General features: G+C 60.9%; 20 protein-coding genes. 8 read left to right on the top strand and 12 right to left on the bottom strand.

The genetic code is table 11. From position 1 onward, the window contains the following. Positions 1-26: 26 nt before the first annotated feature. The 4 genes from AC1Z1G_RS26235 to trxA form a co-directional block, all read right to left on the bottom strand. Complete coding sequence (locus AC1Z1G_RS26235; protein WP_483623400.1) at positions 27-1,001, bottom strand: CDP-6-deoxy-delta-3,4-glucoseen reductase; 975 nt, start codon at positions 999-1,001, stop codon at positions 27-29. Further along, positions 1,001-2,467, bottom strand: coding sequence for a 4-hydroxy-3-polyprenylbenzoate decarboxylase (gene ubiD / locus AC1Z1G_RS26240; RefSeq protein WP_095081871.1), 1,467 nt, complete (start codon positions 2,465-2,467; stop codon positions 1,001-1,003). Before ubiD ends, AC1Z1G_RS26235 begins: the two co-directional genes overlap by 1 nt. Before the next feature lie 141 nt (positions 2,468-2,608). Further along, entirely contained in the window at positions 2,609-3,868 is a 1,260-nt protein-coding gene (gene rho, locus AC1Z1G_RS26245) for a transcription termination factor Rho (RefSeq protein WP_019694195.1), read from the bottom strand. A 246-nt stretch (positions 3,869-4,114) separates the two neighbouring features. Continuing rightward, entirely contained in the window at positions 4,115-4,444 is a 330-nt protein-coding gene (trxA, locus tag AC1Z1G_RS26250) for a thioredoxin TrxA (RefSeq protein WP_347902639.1), read from the bottom strand. A gap of 279 nt (positions 4,445-4,723) precedes the next feature. On the opposite strand from trxA, the gene ppx reads away from it, so the two are divergent. After that, positions 4,724-6,226, top strand: coding sequence for an exopolyphosphatase (ppx, locus tag AC1Z1G_RS26255; RefSeq protein WP_483623402.1), 1,503 nt, complete (start codon positions 4,724-4,726; stop codon positions 6,224-6,226). Between the two features lie 186 nt (positions 6,227-6,412). Here ppx and ppk1 read toward each other — a convergent pair whose 3' ends face one another. Together ppk1 and hemB are read right to left on the bottom strand one after the other, a co-directional pair. Then, positions 6,413-8,635, bottom strand: a complete 2,223-nt coding sequence (gene ppk1, locus AC1Z1G_RS26260) for a polyphosphate kinase 1 (protein ID WP_483623404.1) — start codon at positions 8,633-8,635, stop codon at positions 6,413-6,415. Positions 8,636-8,653: 18 nt separating this feature from the next. Further along, positions 8,654-9,667, bottom strand: a complete 1,014-nt coding sequence (gene hemB / locus AC1Z1G_RS26265) for a porphobilinogen synthase (RefSeq protein WP_483623406.1) — start codon at positions 9,665-9,667, stop codon at positions 8,654-8,656. A gap of 331 nt (positions 9,668-9,998) precedes the next feature. Here hemB and AC1Z1G_RS26270 point away from each other — a divergent pair, with 331 nt between their 5' ends. After that, positions 9,999-10,631: a DedA family protein gene (locus AC1Z1G_RS26270; RefSeq protein WP_347902643.1), complete on the top strand. Its 633-nt coding sequence runs from the start codon at positions 9,999-10,001 to the stop codon at positions 10,629-10,631. On the opposite strand, the gene AC1Z1G_RS26275 is transcribed toward AC1Z1G_RS26270, so the two are convergent. Then, entirely contained in the window at positions 10,612-11,847 is a 1,236-nt protein-coding gene (locus tag AC1Z1G_RS26275; protein ID WP_483623407.1) for a sterol desaturase family protein, read from the bottom strand. The genes AC1Z1G_RS26270 and AC1Z1G_RS26275 overlap by 20 nt on opposite strands. 115 nt (positions 11,848-11,962) lie before the next feature. Here AC1Z1G_RS26275 and elbB point away from each other — a divergent pair, with 115 nt between their 5' ends. Beyond that, on the top strand, positions 11,963-12,631 hold the full coding sequence (elbB, locus tag AC1Z1G_RS26280) for an isoprenoid biosynthesis glyoxalase ElbB (protein ID WP_483623409.1): 669 nt from the start codon (positions 11,963-11,965) through the stop codon (positions 12,629-12,631). A 150-nt stretch (positions 12,632-12,781) separates the two neighbouring features. On the opposite strand, the gene AC1Z1G_RS26285 is transcribed toward elbB, so the two are convergent. Both AC1Z1G_RS26285 and AC1Z1G_RS26290 read right to left on the bottom strand, forming a co-directional pair. Then, the gene (locus tag AC1Z1G_RS26285) at positions 12,782-13,237 is read right to left on the bottom strand and encodes a YaiI/YqxD family protein (protein ID WP_483623411.1); all 456 of its coding nucleotides are present in this window, start codon (positions 13,235-13,237) and stop codon (positions 12,782-12,784) included. A gap of 89 nt (positions 13,238-13,326) precedes the next feature. Continuing rightward, positions 13,327-15,225 carry an FTR1 family protein gene (locus tag AC1Z1G_RS26290; protein WP_483623412.1) on the bottom strand — a complete coding sequence of 633 codons (1,899 nt, stop codon included), beginning with the start codon at positions 15,223-15,225 and terminating at the stop codon, positions 13,327-13,329. Positions 15,226-15,379: 154 nt separating this feature from the next. Between AC1Z1G_RS26290 and AC1Z1G_RS26295 the strand changes: the two genes are divergently transcribed. From AC1Z1G_RS26295 to AC1Z1G_RS26315, 5 genes are all read left to right on the top strand, one after another. Further along, entirely contained in the window at positions 15,380-16,786 is a 1,407-nt protein-coding gene (locus tag AC1Z1G_RS26295; RefSeq protein WP_483623413.1) for a COG3014 family protein, read from the top strand. Positions 16,787-16,994: 208 nt separating this feature from the next. Continuing rightward, positions 16,995-18,392 (top strand): COG3014 family protein, encoded by a 1,398-nt coding sequence (locus AC1Z1G_RS26300; protein ID WP_483623414.1) that lies wholly within the window; start codon positions 16,995-16,997, stop codon positions 18,390-18,392. Positions 18,393-18,407: 15 nt separating this feature from the next. Continuing rightward, positions 18,408-18,779 carry a YcfL family putative periplasmic lipoprotein gene (locus tag AC1Z1G_RS26305; RefSeq protein WP_483623416.1) on the top strand — a complete coding sequence of 124 codons (372 nt, stop codon included), beginning with the start codon at positions 18,408-18,410 and terminating at the stop codon, positions 18,777-18,779. Positions 18,780-18,818: 39 nt separating this feature from the next. Further along, entirely contained in the window at positions 18,819-19,409 is a 591-nt protein-coding gene (gene lpoB / locus AC1Z1G_RS26310; RefSeq protein WP_347902651.1) for a penicillin-binding protein activator LpoB, read from the top strand. 3 nt (positions 19,410-19,412) lie between these two features. Further along, positions 19,413-20,153, top strand: coding sequence for a penicillin-binding protein activator LpoB (locus AC1Z1G_RS26315; protein ID WP_483623418.1), 741 nt, complete (start codon positions 19,413-19,415; stop codon positions 20,151-20,153). Positions 20,154-20,210: 57 nt separating this feature from the next. Here the strand turns inward: AC1Z1G_RS26315 and AC1Z1G_RS26320 are convergent, their stop codons facing one another. The 3 genes from AC1Z1G_RS26320 to AC1Z1G_RS26330 all read right to left on the bottom strand — a co-directional run bounded on the left by AC1Z1G_RS26320 (position 20,211) and on the right by AC1Z1G_RS26330 (position 23,571). Next, positions 20,211-20,843 carry a LysE family transporter gene (locus tag AC1Z1G_RS26320; protein WP_483623420.1) on the bottom strand — a complete coding sequence of 211 codons (633 nt, stop codon included), beginning with the start codon at positions 20,841-20,843 and terminating at the stop codon, positions 20,211-20,213. A gap of 236 nt (positions 20,844-21,079) precedes the next feature. Continuing rightward, positions 21,080-21,661: a mechanosensitive ion channel domain-containing protein gene (locus AC1Z1G_RS26325; RefSeq protein WP_347902654.1), complete on the bottom strand. Its 582-nt coding sequence runs from the start codon at positions 21,659-21,661 to the stop codon at positions 21,080-21,082. After that, on the bottom strand, positions 21,661-23,571 hold the full coding sequence (locus tag AC1Z1G_RS26330) for an ATP-binding cassette domain-containing protein (RefSeq protein ID WP_483623422.1): 1,911 nt from the start codon (positions 23,569-23,571) through the stop codon (positions 21,661-21,663). The genes AC1Z1G_RS26325 and AC1Z1G_RS26330 overlap by 1 nt, the downstream gene beginning before the upstream one ends. Between the last annotated feature and the right edge of the window lie 42 nt (positions 23,572-23,613).

Below are 23,613 nucleotides of genomic sequence, written 5' to 3' on the forward strand. Positions count from 1 at the left end.
TATAGGGCGTTATAAGAGGGGGATTGTCAGGCTTCGGGGCGGGGCGCGTAGGCAAAAACATCAGCGCGCATCTGGTGCGCGTCCATACCGGCATTCACCAGCGCATCAAGGGTGGCGTAGATCATGGCCGGTGAACCGCTGGCGTAAACGTGCACCGCCGACAAGTCACCGATGTCTTCACTCACGGCTTCATGCAGCAAGCCGCAGCGCCCTTCCCAGCCACAAAGGTCGCTGACCACTTTATGCAGGTACAGGTTGGGGGTTTGCAGCCACTGATCCCAGTGGTCGATCTGATAGAAATCGTCTGGGCGGCGCACGCCCCAATACAAGTGCACCGGGTGTTTGAAACCCTTGGCCCGGCAATGTTCGATCAGGCTGTGCATCTGCGCCATGCCGGTACCGGCGGCAATCAACACCAGCGGGCCGTCAGGCAATTCAGACAAATGGGTATCACCGAACGGTAACTCGACCCGCACCATGGCGCTGCGCTGCAACTGCTCAAGCAGAGTTTGCGCACTGGTTTCGCGCACCAGCACGTGCAGCTCCAGGTCACGCCCCGAATGCGGGGCCGAGGCCAGCGAGAAGGCGGACTTCTCACCATTCTCACGCTCCAGCAGCAAATACTGGCCGGCGTGATAACGCGGTGGCTTGCCGGCTGGCGCACGCAGGCGCACCCGCCAGACATCGCCGCCGACTTCAAGGCATTCAGTCACCTGACACGACAAACTGCGCACCGGCAGTTCTCCCAGCGCAAGGACGCCATCCCACAACACGATGCAGTCTTCCAGCGGCTCTGCAATGCAAGTGTAGAACTCGCCGTGGTCGCGCACATCGCCAGCCTGCTCGACCCGACCTTCGACCAGCAACGCCGCACAGACGTGACAGTTGCCATTGCGGCAGCTTTGCGGGCAGTCATAGCCCAGCCGCCGCGCTCCATCGAGTATCCGCTCGCCGGGCAGTATCTCAAGCACTGCTCCGGAGGGCTGCAAGGTTACACGCATCAATCTATTCCTAACTGATTCCAGATGGCATCGATCCGGCGTGTCACCGCCTCATCCTTGACGATAACCCGGCCCCACTCGCGGGTGGTTTCACCGGGCCACTTATGCGTGGCATCGAGCCCCATCTTCGAACCCAGGCCGGAAATCGGCGAGGCGAAGTCGAGGTAGTCGATCGGCGTGTTATCGATCATCACCGTGTCGCGCTTGGGGTCCATGCGCGTGGTGATGGCCCAGATCACGTCGTTCCAGTCGCGGGCGTTGATATCGTCGTCAGTGACGATAACGAACTTGGTGTACATGAACTGTCGCAAAAACGACCACACACCCAGCATTACCCGCTTGGCGTGACCTGGGTACTGCTTCTTCATGGTCACGATGGCCATGCGGTACGAACAGCCTTCGGGTGGCAGGTAGAAGTCGGTGATCTCCGGGAACTGCTTTTGCAGGATCGGCACAAACACTTCGTTCAGCGCCACGCCGAGGATCGCCGGCTCATCCGGCGGACGGCCGGTGTAGGTGCTGTGGTAGATCGGCTTGATGCGGTGGGTGATGCGCTCGACGGTGAACACCGGGAAGCTGTCGACTTCGTTGTAATAACCGGTGTGGTCGCCATACGGACCTTCGTCGGCCATCTCGCCCGGATGGATCACGCCTTCCAGGATGATTTCGGCGGTGGCCGGCACTTGCAGGTCGTTGCCACGGCACTTCACCAGCTCGGTGCGGTTACCGCGCAGCAAACCGGCAAAGGCGTACTCGGACAGGCTGTCCGGCACTGGCGTCACGGCACCGAGGATGGTCGCCGGGTCGGCCCCCAGCGCCACGGACACCGGGAATGGCTGGCCAGGGTGTTTTTCACACCATTCACGGTAGTCCAGCGCGCCGCCACGGTGGCTCAGCCAGCGCATGATGACTTTGTTGCGGCCAATCACTTGCTGACGATAGATGCCGAGGTTCTGACGGTCCTTGTTCGGACCTTTGGTGACGGTCAGGCCCCAGGTAATCAGCGGGCCAACATCGCCCGGCCAGCAGGTTTGCACCGGCAGCATCGCCAGGTCGACGTCATCACCCTCGATGACCACTTCCTGACAGACCGCGTCCTTGACGACTTTCGGTGCCATGGAAATGATCTTGCGAAAGATCGGCAGCTTGGACCACGCGTCTTTCAGACCTTTCGGCGGCTCGGGCTCTTTGAGGAAGGCCAGCAGCTTGCCGATCTCGCGCAGTTCGCTGACGGCTTCGGCGCCCATGCCCAGGGCCACGCGCTCCGGCGTGCCAAACAGGTTGCCGAGTACCGGGATGTCGTAACCGGTCGGGTTTTCAAACAGCAGCGCCGGACCTTTGGCCCGCAAGGTGCGATCGCAGACCTCGGTCATTTCCAGCACTGGGGACACCGGAACCTGGATGCGCTTGAGTTCACCGCGCTGTTCCAGGCCGCTGATAAAGTCGCGCAAGTCGCGATACTGCATGCAAAAGCCTCGTTTTGGCCGTGGCGTACGGGGGCATGAGTGTAGCCTCGAACCCACCTGTTCAGAAGAGTGACCTGCCAGTTCATGAAAGGTCAGATAGCAAAAAGCCGGGTTTCCCCGGCTCTTGCTGGCCTGCTCGACTTACTTGCGTTTCATCGACAGGAAGAACTCATCGTTGGTCTTGGTCTGTTTCAGCTTGTCGACCAGGAACTCGATGGCAGCCACTTCATCCATAGGATGCAGGAGCTTGCGCAGGATCCACATGCGCTGCAACTCGTCGTCGGCGGTCAGCAACTCTTCGCGGCGGGTGCCGGAACGGTTGATGTTGATCGCCGGGAAGACGCGTTTTTCAGCGATCTTGCGGTCCAGAGGCAGTTCCATGTTGCCCGTGCCTTTGAACTCTTCGTAGATCACTTCATCCATCTTCGAACCGGTTTCAACCAGCGCGGTAGCGATGATGGTCAGCGAGCCGCCTTCTTCGATGTTCCGGGCTGCACCGAAGAAACGCTTTGGTTTCTCCAGAGCGTGGGCATCGACACCACCGGTCAGCACCTTGCCGGAGCTCGGGATCACGGTGTTGTAGGCACGAGCCAGACGGGTGATGGAGTCCAGCAGGATCACGACGTCTTTCTTGTGTTCGACCAGGCGCTTGGCCTTCTCGATCACCATTTCGGCAACCTGCACGTGGCGGGTTGGCGGCTCGTCGAACGTCGAGGCAACCACTTCGCCGCGCACCGTGCGCTGCATTTCGGTCACTTCTTCCGGACGTTCGTCGATCAACAGCACGATCAGGTGAACTTCTGGGTTGTTACGCGCGATGTTGGCCGCGATGTTCTGCAGCATGATCGTCTTGCCCGCTTTCGGCGGAGCAACGATCAGGCCGCGCTGGCCTTTGCCGATCGGGGCGCACAGGTCGATGACACGACCGGTCAGGTCTTCGGTGGAACCGTTGCCGGCTTCCATCTTCATGCGCACGGTCGGGAACAGCGGGGTCAGGTTCTCGAAGAGAATCTTGTTTTTCGCGTTCTCGGGACGATCGTAGTTGATCGTATCGACCTTGAGCAGGGCGAAATAACGCTCGCCTTCCTTCGGAGGGCGGATCTTGCCAACGATGGTGTCACCGGTGCGCAAGTTGAAGCGACGGATCTGGCTCGGCGAGACGTAGATATCGTCCGGGCCGGCCAGATAGGAAGCGTCAGCGGAGCGCAGGAAGCCGAAGCCGTCCTGGAGGATCTCCAGCACGCCATCACCGGAGATTTCCTCGCCGCTTTTCGCGTGCTTTTTCAGCAGGGAGAAAATCACGTCCTGCTTGCGCGAACGGGCCATATTTTCTATGCCCATCTGTTCGGCCAATTCGAGCAGTTCGGTAATCGGCTTTTGCTTGAGTTCAGTCAGATTCATATAGGAATGACGTAATCATTTATGGAGGGGGGAAATTAAGCTTTTGGCTTAATGAGGCCGCGCCGCAGAGAAGGCGACAGGATCGCGTACTAATTCGAAAAGGAGAGCGTCGGCGACGGCTTGCAGGGGGCATTGGAGAAACCAGTGCGGGGCCGAATGTAACACCTGAGTTTCGGAGCGTCTAGCCCTGAATAATGAAAAAGCCCCGCAGTTTGCGGGGCTTTTTCAGGACACTCGTAACGACGCTTAGATGTTGGCGTCGAGGAATGCGGCCAGTTGCGACTTCGACAGCGCGCCAACCTTGGTCGCTTCGACGTTGCCGTTCTTGAACAGCATCAGGGTCGGAATACCACGCACGCCGTGCTTGGCCGGGGTTTCCTGGTTTTCGTCGATGTTCAGCTTGGCAACGATCAGCTTGCCTTCATACGTCGAAGCAATTTCGTCCAGAACCGGGGCGATCATTTTGCAAGGGCCGCACCATTCAGCCCAGTAATCGACCAGCACAGGGCCGTCGGCTTTCAGTACTTCCTGCTCGAAGCTAGCGTCGGTGACGTGCTTGATAAGATCGCTGCTCATGGATGTCTCCGGGGTTGTAAGCAAAAAAACGTGGCCCATCATAGCCGCCCTGCCCGCGTTCAGGAAGCCGCAGATGATTGAGTCTCGCTATGGCCGCCCATGAAGTTGGGTATAGCTCAAGTCGCGGCGCGACGGGAGCCATGAAGCCGATTGCGCTTAGGCTACGCAGGCCGGGACGTGCTCTGGATCAAGGATCGCGGCCATCAGCGATGGCTGCGCGTTGGCGGCGGCGGTTGATCGTGGCACGATGGTCGGGTTATCGACCGAGATCCTTTAACCATGCCGCAATCCCAAGCCAAGAATCTGTCCCTGATCGCCGCCATCGACCTGGGCTCCAACAGCTTCCATATGGTCGTGGCCAAGGCCCAGAACGGCGAAATCCGTATCCTTGAGCGGCTCGGCGAGAAGGTTCAACTGGCCGCCGGGATCGACGAAGAGCGTCGCCTGAGCGAAGAATCCATGCAGCGCGGGCTCGATTGCCTGAAACGTTTCGCCCAACTGATCAACGGTATGCCCCTGGGCGCTGTGCGGATCGTCGGCACCAACGCCCTGCGTGAAGCACGCAACCGCGTCGAATTCATCCGCCGCGCCGAAGAAATCCTCGGCCACCCGGTGGAAGTCATCTCCGGCCGTGAAGAGGCGCGCCTTATCTACCTGGGCGTTTCCCATACCCTCGCCGACACCCCGGGCAAGCGCCTGGTGGCCGATATCGGCGGCGGCAGCACCGAATTCATCATTGGCCAGCGCTTCGAACCGCTGCTGCGCGAAAGCCTGCAAATGGGCTGCGTAAGCTACACCCAGCGCTATTTCAAGGACGGCAAGATCACCCCGGCCCGCTACGCCCAGGCGTACACCGCGGCGCGGCTGGAGATCATGAGCATCGAGCACGCCCTGCACCGCCTGACCTGGGATGAAGCCATCGGCTCCTCAGGCACCATCCGCGCCATCGGCCTGGCGCTCAAGGCGGGCGGCTACGGCACCGGCGAGGTCAATGCCGAAGGCCTGTCCTGGCTTAAACGCAAGGTCTTCAAGCTCGGTGATGCCGAAAAAATCGACTTCGAAGGCATCAAACCCGACCGCCGGGCCATTTTCCCGGCAGGCCTGGCAATTCTCGAAGCCATCTTCGATGCCCTGGAACTACAGCGCATGGACCACTGTGAGGGCGCCCTGCGCGAAGGCGTGCTCTACGACCTGTTGGGCCGGCATCACCACGAAGACGTCCGTGAACGCACCTTGAGCTCCTTGATGGAGCGTTATCACGTTGACCTGGAACAAGCGGCACGGGTCGAGCGCAAGGCGCTGCATGCCTTCGATCAAGTGGCCGAAGACTGGGACCTGGAAGACGGGATCTGGCGCGAGCTGCTGGGCTGGGCGGCCAAGGTGCATGAAGTCGGGCTGGACATCGCCCACTACCATTACCACAAGCACGGCGCCTACCTGATCGAGCACTCGGACCTCGCCGGGTTCTCCCGCGAAGACCAACTGATGCTCGCACTATTGGTACGCGGGCACCGCCGCAACATCCCCAGGGACAAATTTGCCGAGTTCGGTGACGAAGGCATCAAGCTGATTCGCCTGTGCGTGCTGCTGCGCTTTGCGATTCTGTTCCATCACATCCGCGGCACCCAGGCGATGCCGCAAGTGGAACTGCACGCCGATGGCGACAGCCTGGATGTGCTGTTCCCGGAAAACTGGCTGGATGACAACCAACTGACCCAGGCCGACTTCGCGCTGGAAGCGGAGTGGCTGACACGGGTCGGCTTCGTGCTGAACGTTCGCTAAAACACCAGAAAGGGCGAACACCCCCTGTGGCGAGGGAGCTTGCTCCCGCTGGGGTGCGAAGCGCCCCCAAAAAAGGGACTGCTGCGCAGCCCAACGGGAGCAAGCTCCCTCGCCACAGGTATGTAGCTGAAACAAAAATGGCGATCCGCAAGGATCGCCATTTTTTATTGCGCCAACACCTTCGCGTTAATTCACGGTCAGAATCGGGCTGCCCAAACGCTCGAGCAAGGTCGCCTGGGCGCTGCGCGGGTTCTGGTTGCCGGTCGGCGTGTTGCGGATGTAACGGCCGTCCGACTGCAAGCTCCAGCTGTGGGTGTTATCGGTGAGATAACTTTCCAGCTCTTTCTTGACCCGCAGAATCAGCTTCTTGCCTTCGACCGGGAAGCAGGTCTCGACGCGCTTGTCGAGGTTGCGCTCCATCCAGTCGGCACTCGACAGGAACATCTGCTCCTCGCCACCGTTGAGGAAATAGAACACCCGCGTGTGCTCCAGGAACCGCCCGATGATCGAACGCACGTGGATGTTGTGCGAAACCCCGGCAATGCCCGGCCGCAGGCAGCACATGCCACGCACCACCAGGTCGATGCGTACCCCGGACTGACTGGCCTTGTACAGTGCGCGGATGATCTTCGGATCGGTCAGCGAGTTGAACTTGGCGATGATGTGCGCCGGCTTGCCGTCGAGGGCGAACTGGGTTTCGCGGGCAATCATGTCGAGCATGCCCTTTTTCAGGGTGAACGGCGCGTGCAGCAGTTTCTTCATGCGCAACGTCTTGCCCATGCCGATCAACTGGCTGAACAGTTTGCCGACGTCTTCACACAAGGCGTCATCGGAGGTCAGCAAGCTGTAGTCGGTGTACAGGCGGGCGTTGGCCGCGTGGTAGTTGCCCGTGCCCAAGTGCGCGTACCGGACAATCTCGCCGGCCTCGCGACGCAGGATCAGCATCATCTTGGCGTGGGTCTTGAAGCCGACCACGCCGTAGATCACCACCGCACCAGCCGCTTGCAGGCGGCTGGCCAGTTGCAGGTTGGACTCTTCGTCAAAACGCGCACGCAACTCGATCACCGCCGTGACCTCTTTGCCGTTACGCGCCGCGTCCACCAGGGCATCGACGATTTCCGAGTTGGCGCCGCTGCGGTACAGCGTCTGGCGCACGGCCAGAACATGCGGGTCCTTGGCGGCCTGACGCAGCAGGTCGACCACCGGGGTGAAGGATTCGAACGGGTGCAGCAGCAGGATGTCCTGCTTGCTGATCACGCTGAAAATATTCTCGCTGTTTTGCAGCAGTTTCGGGATCTGCGGGGTAAACGGCGTGTATTGCAGCTCCGGGTGGCTGTCCAGGCCGGTGATGCTGAACAGGCGCGTAAGGTTGACCGGGCCGTTGACCTGATACAACTCGGTCTCGTGCAGGTTGAACTGCTTGAGCAAGTAGTCGGATAGGTGTTTCGGGCAGGTGTCGGCCACTTCCAGGCGCACCGCATCGCCATAGCGACGGGAGAACAGCTCGCCGCGCAATGCGCGGGCCAGGTCTTCGACGTCTTCGGTGTCGACGGCCAGGTCAGCGTTTCGGGTCAGGCGGAACTGGTAGCAGCCTTTTACCTTCATGCCCTGGAACAGGTCATCGGCGTGCGCATGGATCATCGACGACAGGAACACATAGTTGTCGCCAGCGCCGCCCACTTCTTCCGGCAGCTTGATGATCCGTGGCAGCAAGCGCGGTGCCGGGATGATCGCCAGGCCGGAATCGCGACCAAAGGCGTCGATGCCTTCAAGCTCGACGATGAAGTTCAGGCTCTTGTTGACCAGCAACGGGAAGGGGTGCGTCGGGTCGAGGCCGATCGGGGTGATGATCGGCGCGATTTCGTCACGGAAATAGCGGCGCACCCAGGTTTTGATCTTGGTGGTCCAGTGACGCCGACGGATGAAGCGAACCTGATGTTTTTCCAGCTCCGGCAACAGAATGTCGTTGAGGATCGCGTACTGACGGTCCACGTGGCCGTGTACCAGTTCACTGATACGCGCCAGGGCCTGATGCGGTTGCAGGCCATCGGCACCCGCCTGTTCACGGGCGAAGGTGATCTGTTTCTTGAGCCCCGCCACGCGAATCTCGAAGAACTCGTCCAGGTTGCTGGAGAAGATCAGCAGAAACTTCAGCCGTTCCAGCAACGGGTAGGACTCATCCAGCGCCTGTTCCAGCACGCGGATGTTGAATTGCAGTTGTGACAGCTCGCGATGAATATACAGGCTGCTGTCATCAAGACCCGGGATCACAATCGCCGGTGCCGCTTGTGCAGGCTCCGCAACCACCGCGGGTGGAGCCGGCTCCAGCGCAGGCTCGGTTTCGACGATGTGCTCGACCACGGGTTGAGCGTCTTTTACGGCAACTTCTGTGAGTCCTTCGGTATTCATCGAATGTTCCTGGGAGGGCTATTTTTGCTCTCGTAACAATTGAGCGGCACGTACGGCAAAGTAAGTCAGGATGCCATCAGCGCCTGCACGTTTAAAAGCGGTCAGGGATTCAAGAATCACCCCTTCGCTCAACCAGCCATTCTGAATCGCCGCCATGTGCATGGCGTATTCCCCGCTGACCTGATAGACAAAGGTCGGCACTTTAAATTCTTCTTTGACGCGGTACAGGATGTCCAGGTACGGCATGCCTGGCTTGACCATGACCATGTCCGCGCCTTCTGACAAGTCGCTGGCCACTTCGTGCAACGCTTCGTTGCCGTTGGCCGGGTCCATTTGATAGGACGCCTTGTTCGCCTTGCCCAGGTTCAGCGCCGAACCGACTGCATCGCGGAACGGCCCATAGTAGGCGCTCGCGTACTTGGCCGAGTACGCCATGATGCGTACGTTGACGTGATCGGCCAGTTCCAGGGCTTCGCGGATTGCCTGAATGCGCCCATCCATCATGTCCGAGGGGGCAACCACCTGGGCGCCCGCCTCGGCATGGGACAGCGCCTGCCTGACCAGCGCATCGACGGTGATGTCGTTCTGCACGTAGCCTTCTTCGTCGAGGATACCGTCCTGGCCGTGGGTAGTGAACGGGTCCAGCGCAACGTCGGTGATCACCCCCAACTCCGGGAAGCGTTCACGCAGGGCACGGGTGGCGCGCTGGGCAATCCCGTCGGGGTTCCAGGCTTCGGCGGCGTCGAGCGATTTAAGCTCGGCCGGCGTGACCGGAAACAGCGCAACGGCGGGAATCCCCAGCTCGACCCACTGGGCCGCCTCTTCAAGCAACAGGTCGATGGTCAGGCGTTCGACGCCGGGCATCGAGGCGACCGCTTCGCGACGGTTCTCACCGTCAAGCACGAACACCGGAAGAATCAGGTCATTGGTGGTCAGAACGTTTTCACGGACCAGACGACGGGAAAATTCGTCACGACGGTTGCGACGCAGGCGGGTTGCAGGAAACAAACGGTTGGCGGGGGTAAAGCTCACGGCAGACTCCTGAGCCCGCGCTGGCGGGCGAGCGTGACTGTTATAAGCAGCCATTATGACCAACGTATTACAGATCTGTCCTGTGTGGGATCAACTGTTCTGCGGCGACGGCGGCATTTGTTGCAACGCTGTGTGCCGTACCTCGCCAGTCACCAGAATCCACCCGCCACATCCTGAATATCCGCCCAGGATGAGACGCCTGCGTACCCCCGTGACCGATCGTCGCAACCATTGTCCTTGTAGGAAATGTTCACGTCGAGACACATTTCGATACTTTCCTGAATGTGCCTGAAGGGTTAGGCTGCGCGTTCATTTCGCCAGCATCCAGACAATGCTCCAACAATTTCTTCAGGATTTCGGCTACTTCGCCCTTTTTCTCGGCACGTTCTTCGAAGGCGAAACCATTCTGGTTCTCGCAGGCTTCCTCGCGTTCCGCGGATACATGGATATCAACCTGGTGGTGGTCGTGGCGTTCTTCGGCAGTTATGCCGGCGATCAGCTGTGGTACTTCCTTGGGCGCAAACACGGCCGCAAACTGCTGGCGCGCAAACCGCGCTGGCAAATGATGGGTGATCGGGCGCTGGAGCATATCCGCAAGCACCCGGACATCTGGGTGCTGAGCTTTCGCTTCGTCTATGGCCTGCGCACGGTGATGCCAGTGGCCATCGGCTTGTCGGGGTACCCGCCGGGACGCTACCTGCTGCTCAACGGCATCGGCGCCGCGATCTGGGCGGCGGCCCTGGCCGCCGCCGCGTACCACTTCGGTGCGGTGCTCGAAGGCATGCTCGGCAGCGTCAAGAAGTACGAGCTGTGGGTGCTGGGCGCCTTGCTCGTGCTGGGTTTCTGCCTGTGGTTGCGTCGGCGTTTCAAGAACGCTCGCCTGGCGAAAAAGATCTACGAAGACGAGCAGATCCAGATCGCCGAAAAAGCCAAAGGCAGCGAACCTACGACGCCAGTCGAGTGATGCGGTTACGACAGCAGTAAAGCCCGATCACACTGAGCAGGCTGTAACTGAGCAGGCCGACCCAGGCCACCGCGCTGGCCGGCCATAGCCCGGCCAGCGGCGCCAGCCACACCAGCGGCAGGTTCAGCGCCAGCCGCAACAGCTCAAGCCTGAACGCCCACGGGCGGTTCTCCAGGGCCGCGCCCTGCGCAAACAATCCAAAAGCCACCGCTCCCCAGCCCAGCACCAGGGCGGCGGTCGGCAGGCTGTCGGCCAGGTTCATCAAGTAACTGCCCAGCGCGACGTACACCCCGAACTGCAAGGCCACATACAGTTGCTGTCGGCCATCCAGCGGCACCTCGAACTTGCGAAACTGGCTCAAGTCCGGCTTGGCCATCGGGTATTTCGCCGCCACGTCCGCCGGCCGCCAGCCGGTGCGCATGAACCAGATCCGCAGCTTGTCCCAGAGGCTCTCGGCCCGCCGTGCGTCGTTCCACAGCTGGGCGTAAAACTGCACGTTGGCCCACAACGGGTTCCAGCTCGCCAGCGGTGTGGTCACGCCGAAAATCGCCGGATCGTTGTCGTCTTCTTCCTGATACGTGCCGAACAGCCGATCCCAGATAATGAAAACACCCCCGTAGTTGCGGTCCATGTAGAGGGCGTTCTGCGCATGGTGCGCCCGGTGGTTGGACGGCGTGACGAAGAACCACTCGAACCAGCCGAGCTTGGGAATGTGCCGGGTATGCACCCAGAATTGATACAGCAGATTGAGCGCCGCGACGCTGACGAACACCAGCAACGGCACGCCGAGTACGGCCATCGGCAAGTAGAAGATCCAGCTCAGCACAAACCCGGTGCTGGTCTGGCGCAACGCCGTGGACAGGTTGTAGTCCTCGCTCTGGTGATGCACCGAGTGGGCGGCCCAGAGAATGTTGCGCTCATGGCCCATGCGGTGCAGCCAGTAGTAGCAAAGATCGTAGAGCACGAAGGCAAACACCCAGACCCAGGCACTCTCGGCCGACAGTTCGATCACGGCCAGGTGTTTCAGGGCAAAGGCGTAGGTGACCAGGCCCACGCCCTTGGTCAACAGACCCGTGGTGGTCGACAACACGCCCGTGCTGAGGCTGTTGATGGCGTCCGCCAGCCGATAATTGCTTACGCCTCGCCAACGGTCGACGATCAGCTCCAGCACAATCAGCACGACGAAAAACGGCACCGCATAGAGAATGAAGTTCATGACGCGACCTGATCAGAATCGTTGTCTGAAGATTAGGTGTAGCTGTCCATTAACCCTATGGCAACGAGTGACAAATTAGTGGACATTTAACGCCATGAATCTGGAGAAAAGCCCCATGAGCAAAAAAGTTGCAGTGATCCTTTCCGGCTGTGGCGTCTACGACGGCGCCGAGATCCACGAGAGCGTGATCACCCTGTTGCGCCTGGACCAGCGCGGTGCGCAGGTCCAGTGCTTTGCCCCCGACATCGCTCAACTGCACGTCATCAATCACCTGAACGGCGAGGCGATGCCTGAGTCGCGCAATGTACTGACCGAGTCGGCGCGCATCGCGCGCGGCCAGGTCAAGGACATCCGCGAAGCCAACGCCGAAGACTTCGACGCCCTGATCGTGCCGGGCGGTTTCGGCGCGGCCAAGAACCTCTCCAACTTCGCGGTCGAAGGCGCCGGTTGCAGTGTCCAGCCAGACGTCCTGGCCCTGGCCGAAGCCTTCGCCGAGGCCGGTAAACCGGTCGGCCTGATCTGCATTTCGCCAGCCCTTGCCGCGAAAATCTACGGTCCAGGCGTGGTCTGCACCATCGGCAACGATGCCGACACGGCGGCCGCCATGAGCAAAATGGGCGCCACCCACGAAGACTGCGCGGTGGGCGACATCGTTGAAGACAAGGCTCGTAAACTGGTCAGCACCCCGGCCTACATGCTGGCGCAATCAATCAGCGAAGCGGCGGCGGGCATCAACAAACTGGTAGACCGGGTGCTGGAACTGACCCACGAAAACGACGCCTGAATGGCACTGTGTGAGGAGCCTTTGTGGCGAGGGCGCTAGCTCCCGCTGGGTTGCGAAGCAGCCCCAGAAATCGGCCAGCCATTGAGATTTTTGTGAGTGCCGCGCACTCAAGCGGGAGCAAGCTCCCTCACCACAGGGAATGTAATCACTTCAGGGGTTTCGGGTCAGCCGGGTAAGGATCCGGTCCAGCGCGTTGGCGAACGCCTGTTTCTCGCGCTCGCCAAACGGTGCAGGCCCACCGCCCATCTGGCCCTGTTCACGCAGGTCGGTGAACAGGTTCCGCACGGCCAGGCGATCGCCCATGTTCTGCGCGTCGAACTCCTTGCCCCGAGGGTCCAGGGCCGCCACGCCCTTCTTCACCAGGCGATCCGCCAGTGGCACGTCACTGCAAATTACCAGTTCACCCGGCACCGCGTGCTCCACCAGGTAATCGTCGGCAGCGTCCGGGCCACTGGGTACCACAATCAGTTTCACCAGGGCCAGCCCCGGCTTGATCTGCGGCTGACCCGCCACCAGCACCACTTCAAACTGACGCTTGAGGGCGAACTTCACCACCAGATCCTTCGCCGCCCGAGGACAGGCGTCGGCATCGATCCAGACACGCATTGCGTTTTCCCTCTTTTGAAAGCATCACGAGCAGGTTACACGCAACCCCGTGGGAGCCTGCTCGCGATTGTGAGCCCCGCGAATGCCGTTCAGGAAACCGACACCCGCCGCTTCTCGGCCATGCGACTGCGGCTGTACAGCACGATGATCGCAATTATCGCCACTGCCTGCGCACTCAACGAATACGCATCAGCGTGAATGCCCAGCCAGTCGAAGTCAAAGAACGGCACCGGGCGGGTGCCGAAGATCCCGGCTTCCTGCAAGGCTTTGACCCCGTGCCCGGCGAACACCACCGACAGCGCACACAGCAAACCGGCGTTGATGCCGAAAAACAGCGCCAGCGGCAGTTTCGCCGACCCGCGCAAGATCACCCAGGCCAGGCCGATCAACAGCACCAGCGCCGTCGCGCCGCCGGCCAGCACTGCGTTGTGCCCCGCTGGGCCTGCCTGCAACCACAGGGTTTCGTAAAACAGGATCACTTCGAACAGTTCACGGTAAACCGAGAAAAACGCCAGGATCGCGAAGCCAAACCGCCCGCCACCGCTGACCAGGCTGCTCTTGATGTAGTCCTGCCAGGCCGCCGCGTGACGGCGGTCGTGCATCCACACCCCGAGCCACAGCACCATGACACTGGCAAACAGCGCCGTGCAGCCTTCGAGCAACTCACGCTGGGCGCCGCTGACATCGATCACATACGCCGCCAGCGCCCAGGTGCCCAACCCGGCCAGCAACGCCAGGCCCCAGCCGATGTTGACGCTGCGCACCGCCGACTGCTGGCCGGTGTTGCGCAGGAACGCCAGAATCGCCGCCAGCACCAGAATCGCTTCCAGCCCTTCGCGCAGCAGAATCAGCAAACCGGAGATGTAACTCAGGGACCAACTCAGCCCGTCGCTGCCCAGCAGCCCTGCGGATTCTTTCAACTTGGCCTTGGCCACTTCCAGACGCTGCTCGACCTGAGCAACCGGCAACCCGTCCTGCAACGACTGACGGTAAGCCATGAGGGATTTCTCGGTGTCTTTGCGCACGTTGGCGTCGACGTTATCCAGGGAGCTTTCGACCAGTTCGAAACCTTCCAGGTACGCCGCGACCGACAGGTCATACGCCTGATCGTGCTCACCGGTACGGTACGCAGCCAGGCTCTTGTCCAGGGTAGCGGCGGTGTAATCGAGCAGTTGCGCCGGGCCACGCTTGACCTGCGGTGGTTGCGCACGCTGGGCGCGGAAAGTGGCCGCTGCGCCAGGACCTTCAGCCGCCAGCACTTCGGCCGGGGTCTGACGGGCCAGATCGGCCAGGTTGTAGCTCTTTTCGCTTTTCGCGGCAGCCGGGTCGGCGCTGAAACTGGCGATGTAGGTCGCCAGATCCCAACGCTGACGATCATCCAGCTGATCGGCGAAGGACGGCATGTCGGTGCCCTCGACGCCTAATCCCAGGGTGCTGTAGATCGCATAGAGGCTCAGGCGGTCCTGATGCGCGACATCGCGCAGGTCCGACGGCGGTGGCGTCAGGCCCACTCCGGCCGGGCCATCGCCAGCACCGGTGGTGCCATGACACACCGAGCAATGCTGGGCGAAGAGCGGCGCGCCACGCGTCGGGTCCGGGGTGATGATGGGTGCCTGGCTCACTTCATACGCCACCGCCAGTTTCGCCCCCAACTGCCGCGCCTGACGGGCCACACTTGCACCGTCCTTCCGCTGGCTGACAGCCTCACGCAAACTCGCCACACCCTGCTCCAGCTCGGCCTTCTGCGGCTTGGCCGGCAACGCGGCAATCAAGCCTTGCAGCGCCTTGAGAAACTCCAGTTGCTCGTGGTACTCGTCCGCATCCAGCACCTGGCCCGCCTCGACCGTCGCCGGGTAATCGGCACCGATGTAGTCCAGCAGATGCAATGCTTGAGGAGCGCCTTCCACGGTGTCGGCCAGCAGGTTGAAACTGCACAGTGCAAACAACGGGAAAACCAGCCAGGCCAGGAAACGGGACGGGGCAGTCATGAATGAATCTCAATTGGAAATACGAAGTAACACATTGTTCACTTCCAATGACTTTCACTCAAGCTTTGTTGTGTTTCACGCGATATTACCCGGCCAGTATCCAGGCCTATAATCCGCCCCCATTGTCGCCTCGCCCAAGGAAGAATTCTGCGCCATGGCCTTCAGCTTTCGCTTGTTACTGCTGCTCGTTGCGCCCCTGCTGCTAAATGCCTGCGCGGCCTATCGCAACTACGACCTGGAGCTTGCGCAAACCAATGCTCAGTTGATTTCGGGCAACGTCGACGGTGCCTTGTATCTGCTGGAACGCAACAACCCGTGGGAAGACAAGGACCTGCTCTATTACTTGGAGAAGGGTGAAGTGCTGCGCACCCGAGGCGATCTGGCCGACAGTCAGATCGCGTGGCGCAGCGCCGACCGGATCGTGTTCCAGTGGGAGGAAACCGTCAGGTCCGGCACGGTGAAATTCCTCTCCCGGCTCGGCACGGAGCTGGGCACGATGATCATCAACGACAAGTTGCGCCGCTACGAAGGCTATGACTATGAAAAGGTCATGCTGACCACGCAAATGGCCCTGAACCAATTGGCGATGAATGACTTCGACGGCGCCCGCGCCGACATCAAGAAAACCCATGAGCGCGAAGCGCTGATTGGCCGTTTGCGGGAAAAGGATTACGAGCGACTCGAAGCCGAAGCCAAGGCCCAGGGCATTGCCGTGCGCTACAAGGACCTCCAGGGTTACCCGGTGACGACCCTTGATGCGCCGCAGGTGATCGAGCTGAAAAACGGTTATCAGAGCGCATTCAGTCATTACCTGGCCGGTTTTGCCTACGAGGCGCTCGGCGAGCGGGACCTCGCCGCACCGGGTTACCGGCAAGCCATCGAGCTTCGCCCTAACCTGCCGTTTCTCGAACAGGCATTGCGCAACCTCGACAAACCCGCCGGCAAGGCCGACGAAAGTGATGTGCTGATCATCGTGCAAAGTGGCCTGGCGCCGGCTCGCAGCTCGGTTCGCGTGCCGTTTCCGGTCCGACTGAACGACAACCTGGTGATCGTGTCGACGGTGTCCTTTCCGGTGATGGTGCCCGACACCTCCACCGTGGCCTTCAATAAAATCACGGTGGATGGCCGCAAACAAACGCTGACCTCGCTCAACAGCATCACTGACATGTCCCTGCGCACCCTGCGCGACGACATGCCGGGGATCATTCAGCGGGCCGCGTTCCGCGCCAACCTGGATGCCATTCGCCAGGCCGAAGACAACAAACGCGACCCGGCCCACGCCTCGCTGGTCAGCACCCGCGTCGACCCGTTCGAAGAAGCCGACACACGCACCTGGCGCACCTTGCCGGACACCACGCTGGTGGCGCGCATGCGGCTCAAGAAAGGCGAGCATCGCCTGAGCCTGCCGAACGCACCAGGCATGGCGCCGATCCGGGTCCGCATCGACCAGAACCATCAAGTCGTCAGCCTGCGGGCCTTGGGCAATCAGGTGTTCATCAGCGGCGCGGCGGTCCGCAGCCCGTCAACGGGCGAAACCGCAGCCGTTTCCAGCGCCCAATAAATACTGTCACACCCCGTAAATACGGAGTTAAAAAGCCATTACATAGCCATTATCCGCCGCTATAATGCCGCGCCCTCGTTATCGCGATACGGCATTTAAGCTCCTCTTCTTATGAGGATTTGGCAGGGTAGCCACACGTCCTGTCGATTGGTCCCTCCAGCCCGACCAGCACGAAAGGCTGTCTCAATCAGGGAAGAAGTACCCCCCTATGGCATCCCGCGCCCTCACCACGATTGCACTCAGCGCAGTCACTTTACTGGCTGGTTGTTCGGCCTTTCGCAGCTACGACTCCGAGTTGCAGGAAACCAATCAGCACCTGGCCAGCGGCAACGTCGATGCGGCGCTGACCTTGCTGGAAAAAAACAACACCAGCCCAGACAAAGACCTGCTCTATTACTTCGAGAAAGGTGAACTGCTGCGCGCCAAAGGCGACCTGAGCGGCAGCCAGGCCGCGTGGAGAAGCGCGGACCAGGTGGTCGGCGCCTGGGAAGACTCGGTCAAGCTGGACACCGACAAGTACCTGGCCCAGTTCGGCAGCTTCCTGGTCAACGACAAGGTTCGCCGCTACGAAGGCTATGACTACGAAAAAGTCATGCTGACCACGCAAATGGCCCTCAACCTGCTGGCCACCAATGACTTCGAAGGCGCCCGCACCGAGATCAAGAAGACCCACGAACGCGAGGCCGTGATCGCCGAGTTGCGCGACAAGGAATACCTCAAGCAGGAAGACGAAGCCGAGAAGGAAGGCGTCAAGACCGAGTACAAGGACCTGCAGGGTTACCCGGTCGCCAGCCTCGACGCGCCGGAAGTGGTGGGCCTGAAAAACAGCTACCAGAGTGCGTTCAGCCATTACCTGTCGGGTTTCGTCTATGAAGCCCTGGGTGAAAAAGGCCTGGCCGCGCCAGGCTATCGCAAAGCCGCCGAACTGCGCCCTAACACCCCGCTGCTTGAGCAAGCGCTGCTGAACCTCGACAAACCGTCGGGCAAGAACGAAGAAAGCGACATCCTGATCGTGGTGCAAAGCGGCCTGGCGCCGTCTCGCGACTCCATTCGCGTGCCGTTGCCATTGCCGATCAGCGGCAACGTCGTCATCACCCCACTGTCGTTCCCGATCATCAAGCCAGACACCTCGACCGCGATGTTTGCGCAGATTGGTGTCGACGGTCAGCCACTGAACCTGACCCAGCTCAACAGCACCACCGCCATGTCGCGCCGCGCCCTGCGTGACGACATGCCCGGGATCATCCTGCGCACCACCGTGCGTGCCGTGAGCCGTGCCGTGGCCCAGAAAAAGATCAACGAAACCAACCCGCTGGCCGGTCTGGCCGTCGGTATTACTTCAGCTGTGATGGAAGGTGCCGATACCCGTACCTGGCGCACTCTTCCAGACAACACCCAAGTGGTGCGTCTGCGCCTGGCCAAGGGCGAGCACCAGTTGAGCCTGCCGAATGCCGTGGGCGGCTCGCGCGTGACCATCACTGTCGACCAGCGTTATCAGGTCATCAGCCTGCGCACCGTGGGTAACCAGGTGTTTGCCAGCGGTCTGGCGGCACACGTGATCCCAAGTGCCAACCCAACGGCCGTGGCCAGCCTCAAACAACCTTAAGAACGGAGTCTTTACATGCGCTTCAAACTCATCGCTGTCGCCGCCGTGGCCTTGCTGGCCGGTTGCGCCACACCACCGCCACCGGAACCGGGCAGCGCCGCGAGCAAAGTCGTGTCCATGGGCAAGGTCAAGAACATCGTGGTCGGCGCCATGCGCGTGGCCCGCGAGAACGGTTTCATGACGGTCAACGTGCAGCTGAGCAACACCAGCTACAGCAACAAGACCATGTTCTACCGCTTCGCCTGGCTGGGACCTGAAGGTTTCCCGATCGCCGAAGAAGAGAGCTGGAAAACCCTGACCCTGTACGGCGCACAAACCAGCTTCCTGCCGGCCATTGCTCCGACCCCCAAGGCCATGGATTTCCGCCTCGAAATCAAGACACCTTAAGCCCGACACCCTATTCGTTCAGTTTTAGAGAGCATTCCCATGTTTGTACGTTTTTCGTTCCTCGCCGTGGTAGCCCTTCTGGCCAGCGGTTGCGCCAACAACAACTCGCCGGTTCTGGGCGGGAAAAACATCGGCTACGGCGACAGCAAGGCTGTTGAGCTGGTCACCAACGAGTTCGGCTCCACCGACCTGCAGATGATTGCAGAGTCCATGACCCGTTCCCTGGCCCAGTCCGGCATTCTGCAGGGCCGTCCGGTGGTTCAGGTCTACGACGTGAAGAACAAGACCAGCGAATACATCGACACCCGTGAAATCACCACCAGCATCAAGACCCAACTGATGAAGTCCGGCACTGCCCGCTTCGCCAGCGACAACACCGCCATGCAGAGCCAGGTGGACCAGCTCAAGCTGCAAAACCAGAGCGGCCTGTACAAGAAAGGCACCGTGGCCAAGACCGGCAACATGATCGCTGCCAAATATCGCCTGGAAGGTTCGATCAGCTCGATCGTCAAGCGCAGCAGCGATTACAAGGACGTCTTCTACAAATTCAGCCTGCAATTGATCGACGTTGAAAGCGGTCTGGCCGAGTGGATGGACGAGAAAGAGATCCGCAAAACCACGGAGCGTTAATCAATGCGTGCATGGATTGGCATGATGGCCCTGGCCTGTGCGTTTGGCGCGCAGGCGGCCCCGAAAGTCGCGGTGGCGGACTTGGCGTATCAGGAACGTGTGGAGCAATACATCCATATCGTTTCGGCGAAAAACAACTACCGCGAGGGCTATTACAGCTCCAGCGGTTCCTCAAGCTATAACGAGCTTGAGGCCACCAGCAGCTACATCGAGCAGGGCGAACTGCGCAAGTTCACCGGCGACATCAAGGGCGAGATTCTGCGCACCGGCATGTTCCAGCTGGTGCAGGGCTCGCCTCACACCGCGTCCTCCAAGGGTGACGTCTATGACGTGATCAAGCGGATCAAGGCCGGTAGCTTCAAGGGTGCCGACTATGTGCTGTTCGGCACGGTGTCGGACATCGACTTCACCCGCGACATCACCTCGCTGGCCAACACCGACAGCTACTCGGCGATTCTGGGCCTGAGCCTGGTGGCGGACTTCAGCCTCATCAACACCAAAACCTTCGAAATCACCTCGGCGTTCACCGCCATGGGTGACGGACAAGACACCAAGCTGGTGAACAGTGAAGACGTCAAAGTCTCGCTGAACCGCCCACGGGTGGTGCGTGATGTGTCCAAGTCGCTGGGTGAGGACGTGGCGCGTCAGTTGAGCGAACAACTGGGTGGCGGCAGCTCGCAACCGGGGCAAGCCCCGCTGCGCAACAATCTGCCACGGGATACGGCGCCGGTTATCCTGCACTGATCCCCGGAAATGAAAAAGGCGACCTCAAAGGGTCGCCTTTTTTGTGCCCGGCGGTTTTTACACCACCGCTCTGCGCAATGTCGCCATGAACGCTGCCGCGCCGACGAACAGCCCGGCAAAAGTGCGGTTCATGCGTTTTTGCTGTTTGGGTGTGCGTAACAGGCGCAGGACCTTGGACGCCAGTCCGGTGTAGCCGGCCATCACGATCAGGTCGACACAGATCATCGTCGCACCAAGGATCAGGTACTGACTCACCAGCGGCGCATGCGGGTCGATGAACTGCGGCAGTACGGCCAGCATGAACACCAACGCCTTGGGGTTGCTGATATTGACCAGGAAACCGCGAGACACCAGCGCCAGCGGTTTGCCGATCGGGCGGGTCGTCGCGTCATCACTCAAGTTGCTCGGCAACGCGCGCCACTGTTTGACCGCCAGATAAATCAGGTAGGCCACGCCAAACCATTTGATCGCGTAGAACGCGGTGGAGGACGCCGCGAGGATCGCGCCGACACCGGCGGCCACGATTGCGATCTGCATCGCCAAGCCCAGTTGCAGGCCCAGGGCGTTCCAGTAGCCGCGCCAAAAACCGTACTGCAAACCGCAGGACATCGACGCAATGGCGCCCGCACCCGGGGAAAGACTGATCACCCAGCAGGCGGCAAAAAACGCCAGCCATGTTTCAAGCACCATCACACACCTCGACTCAGACTCGTTGTAGACGTCTAAACTAATGCGCCTTCCGGCCGATGACTACCGTTTTTTGTAGGACAAGTCACTGTTTATGACGGTTGCCCCCTTCGCGAGCAGGCTCGTTCCCACATTGGACCTTCAGTGGACAAGGTATTTGTGAACAGCGGCAAACTACTGTGGGAGCGAGCCTGCTCGCGAAAGCGGTGTGTGAGGCACCGCTTTGCAGGAGGTAACGCCTACTTTTCGAAACCGCTGGAAGGGAAAACATCCGTACCGCGCCAGCGCCGTACCGAACGCTGGAAGAACAGGCTGTTGGGCACCTGAACCATCACGCTGCCGGTGCCGAGTTCTTCGGCTTCGATCAGCGTGGTGTACAGCAGATTGATCGCCACCACCCGACCTTTGACGCCGGGCTTGTCGAGGGTGTCCACCAGCTCGACCACATCACCGATACGAAAGGGCCCGACGGTGAAGATCAAAATGGCGCACAGCAGATTGGAGAGCACGCTCCACATGGCGAAGAATGCCACTGCGGCCACGGCCACGAAACCAGACAACGCGGTCCAGAGCACCGTGGCCGAAACGCCCAGGCGTTCGAGCACGAAAATCAACGCGCTGCCCATGATCAACCAGCGCAAGCCACCGCGCAGTGGCAGCAACAGCTGCGGTGGAAACGGGTAGCGCTCGCCCAAGCGGGTCAGGACCTTGGCAATGAAACGTTGCGCCAGGTAACCCGCCAGCAGGATCAGCAGGATTTGCAGAGCAAGCCACAGCGGCTCGACCCACATCGCCGGCACCGGCAGCGCGAAGGCTTCCATCAGGACAGCGCCTCCAGCTCCGCCTGCATGCTTTCGAGCACTTCCAGGGCTTCCATCCAGCTCTCTTCCAACTCGCCTTCACGAACCTTGAGCCTGGCCTGCTCGGCCAACAGGTCACGCAGCTCGTCCTTGCGGGCGGCTTCGTAGACGGCGCTGTCGCCGAGGCTGGCTTCGATCTTCGCGAGTTTTTCGTGCAGCTTGCCCAGTTCGGCTTCGAGCTTGTCGGCTTCGCGCTTGTGCGGCGCCAGTTGCTGACGCAACGCAGCAGCAGCCTGGCGCTGGGCTTTCTTGTCGGTCTTGTCCGGGTTGACCGGCGAGGTGTTCACCGGCGCATTACGCTGGCGATACTCAACCAGCCAACGGGCGTAGTCCTCCAGATCGCCGTCGAACTCTTCGACTTTGCCGTCCGCTACCAGGAAGAAGTTATCCGTGGTGCTTTTGAGCAAGTGACGGTCGTGGGAAACCACCAGTACCGCGCCACTGAACTCTTGCAGGGCCATGGTCAGCGCCAGGCGCATTTCCAGGTCCAGGTGGTTGGTCGGTTCGTCGAGCAGCAACAGGTTCGGCCGGTCCCAAGCGATCAACGCCAGTGCCAGACGCGCCTTTTCACCACCGGAGAAATTCAATACCGGCTCGTCGATGCGCGCACCCCGGAAGTCGAAACCGCCGAGGAAGTCGCGCAGGGTCTGCTCACGCTCGGTCGGTGCCAGACGCTGCAAGTGCAGCAGCGGGCTGGCCTTGGAGTCCAGCGAATCCAGCTGATGCTGGGCGAAGTAGCCCACCACCGTGTTCTCGCCACGGGTCAGTCGGCCGGCCAGCGGCTCCAGCTCACCCGAGAGGTTTTTGATCAGCGTCGACTTGCCCGCACCGTTGGGGCCGAGCAGGCCGATCCGCGCACCGGGGGTCAGTTGCAGCTTGACCTTCTCCAGGATGGTTTTGTCGCCATAACCCAGGCGAGCATCGGAGAGGTCAATCAGCGGGCTGGAAATCTTCGTCGACTCGCGGAACACGAAGTCGAACGGCGAATCGACGTGCGCAGCGGACAGCTCTTCCATCCGCTCCAGCGCCTTGATCCGGCTCTGGGCCTGACGGGCCTTGGTGGCCTGGGCCTTGAAGCGGGCGATGTAGCTTTCCATGTGCGCACGTTGCGCCTGCTGCTTCTCGTAGGCCTGTTGCTGCTGGGCCAGACGTTCGGCGCGGGCGCGTTCGAACGCCGAGTAGCCACCGCGGTACAGCGTAATCTTGCGTTGATCGACGTGGGCCACGTGATCGACCACGGCGTCGAGGAAATCCCGGTCGTGGGAAATCAGCAGCAACGTGCCGGGATAGCTCTTGAGCCACTCTTCGAGCCAGATAATGGCGTCGAGGTCCAAGTGGTTGGTCGGCTCATCGAGCAGCAACAGGTCCGACGGGCACATCAGTGCCTGCGCCAGGTTCAGGCGCATCCGCCAGCCACCGGAGAAATCTCCGACCGGGCGATCCATCTGCTCGTTGGTGAACCCCAACCCCGCGAGCAACTTGCGCGCCCGGGCGTCGGCGGTGTAACCGTCGGCGCTGTCGAGTTCGGAGTGGTAGCGGGCCTGCGCAGCACCGTCATGGGCGGCTTCGGCTGCCGCCAGGTCGTGTTGCACCTGACGCAGGCGCAGGTCGCCATCGAGCACGTAGTCGACTGCCAGGCGTTCGAGTGTTTCGATCTCCTGACGCATGTGGGCGATGCGCCAGTCGGCCGGCAAGAAGCAATCACCCGAATCCGGGTGCAGGTCACCCAGGAGCAAGGCGAACAGGCTCGATTTGCCGGCGCCGTTGGCACCGATGAGGCCGGCTTTGTGGCCGGCGTGCAGGGTCAGCTCGGCGTCTTCTAGCAGACGTTGCGGGCCACGCTGTAAAGTCAGGTTCTGAAGTCGAATCATAATGGCGGCGGAGTCTACCAGCTTCGCTCGCAACTGGCGCGA

The organism is Pseudomonas sp. JL27(2026) (genome assembly GCF_056933555.1).

Bases quoted from the DNA above. Each gene is read 5' to 3' on its own strand.
- AC1Z1G_RS26330 (WP_483623422.1), bottom strand. From the start codon at position 23,571: ATGATTCGACTTCAGAACCTGACTTTACAGCGTGGCCCGCAACGTCTG.
- AC1Z1G_RS26320 (WP_483623420.1), bottom strand. From the start codon at position 20,843: ATGGTGCTTGAAACATGGCTGGCGTTTTTTGCCGCCTGCTGGGTGATC.
- AC1Z1G_RS26315 (WP_483623418.1), top strand. From the start codon at position 19,413: ATGCGTGCATGGATTGGCATGATGGCCCTGGCCTGTGCGTTTGGCGCG.
- AC1Z1G_RS26285 (WP_483623411.1), bottom strand. From the start codon at position 13,237: ATGCGTGTCTGGATCGATGCCGACGCCTGTCCTCGGGCGGCGAAGGAT.
- ppx (WP_483623402.1), top strand. From the start codon at position 4,724: ATGCCGCAATCCCAAGCCAAGAATCTGTCCCTGATCGCCGCCATCGAC.
- ppk1 (WP_483623404.1), bottom strand. From the start codon at position 8,635: ATGAATACCGAAGGACTCACAGAAGTTGCCGTAAAAGACGCTCAACCC.
- AC1Z1G_RS26290 (WP_483623412.1), bottom strand. From the start codon at position 15,225: ATGACTGCCCCGTCCCGTTTCCTGGCCTGGCTGGTTTTCCCGTTGTTT.
- AC1Z1G_RS26325 (WP_347902654.1), bottom strand. From the start codon at position 21,661: ATGGAAGCCTTCGCGCTGCCGGTGCCGGCGATGTGGGTCGAGCCGCTG.
- rho (WP_019694195.1), bottom strand. From the start codon at position 3,868: ATGAATCTGACTGAACTCAAGCAAAAGCCGATTACCGAACTGCTCGAA.
- elbB (WP_483623409.1), top strand. From the start codon at position 11,963: ATGAGCAAAAAAGTTGCAGTGATCCTTTCCGGCTGTGGCGTCTACGAC.
- AC1Z1G_RS26305 (WP_483623416.1), top strand. From the start codon at position 18,408: ATGCGCTTCAAACTCATCGCTGTCGCCGCCGTGGCCTTGCTGGCCGGT.
- trxA (WP_347902639.1), bottom strand. From the start codon at position 4,444: ATGAGCAGCGATCTTATCAAGCACGTCACCGACGCTAGCTTCGAGCAG.
- AC1Z1G_RS26270 (WP_347902643.1), top strand. From the start codon at position 9,999: ATGCTCCAACAATTTCTTCAGGATTTCGGCTACTTCGCCCTTTTTCTC.
- AC1Z1G_RS26235 (WP_483623400.1), bottom strand. From the start codon at position 1,001: ATGCGTGTAACCTTGCAGCCCTCCGGAGCAGTGCTTGAGATACTGCCC.
- AC1Z1G_RS26295 (WP_483623413.1), top strand. From the start codon at position 15,380: ATGGCCTTCAGCTTTCGCTTGTTACTGCTGCTCGTTGCGCCCCTGCTG.
- lpoB (WP_347902651.1), top strand. From the start codon at position 18,819: ATGTTTGTACGTTTTTCGTTCCTCGCCGTGGTAGCCCTTCTGGCCAGC.
- AC1Z1G_RS26300 (WP_483623414.1), top strand. From the start codon at position 16,995: ATGGCATCCCGCGCCCTCACCACGATTGCACTCAGCGCAGTCACTTTA.
- AC1Z1G_RS26275 (WP_483623407.1), bottom strand. From the start codon at position 11,847: ATGAACTTCATTCTCTATGCGGTGCCGTTTTTCGTCGTGCTGATTGTG.
- ubiD (WP_095081871.1), bottom strand. From the start codon at position 2,467: ATGCAGTATCGCGACTTGCGCGACTTTATCAGCGGCCTGGAACAGCGC.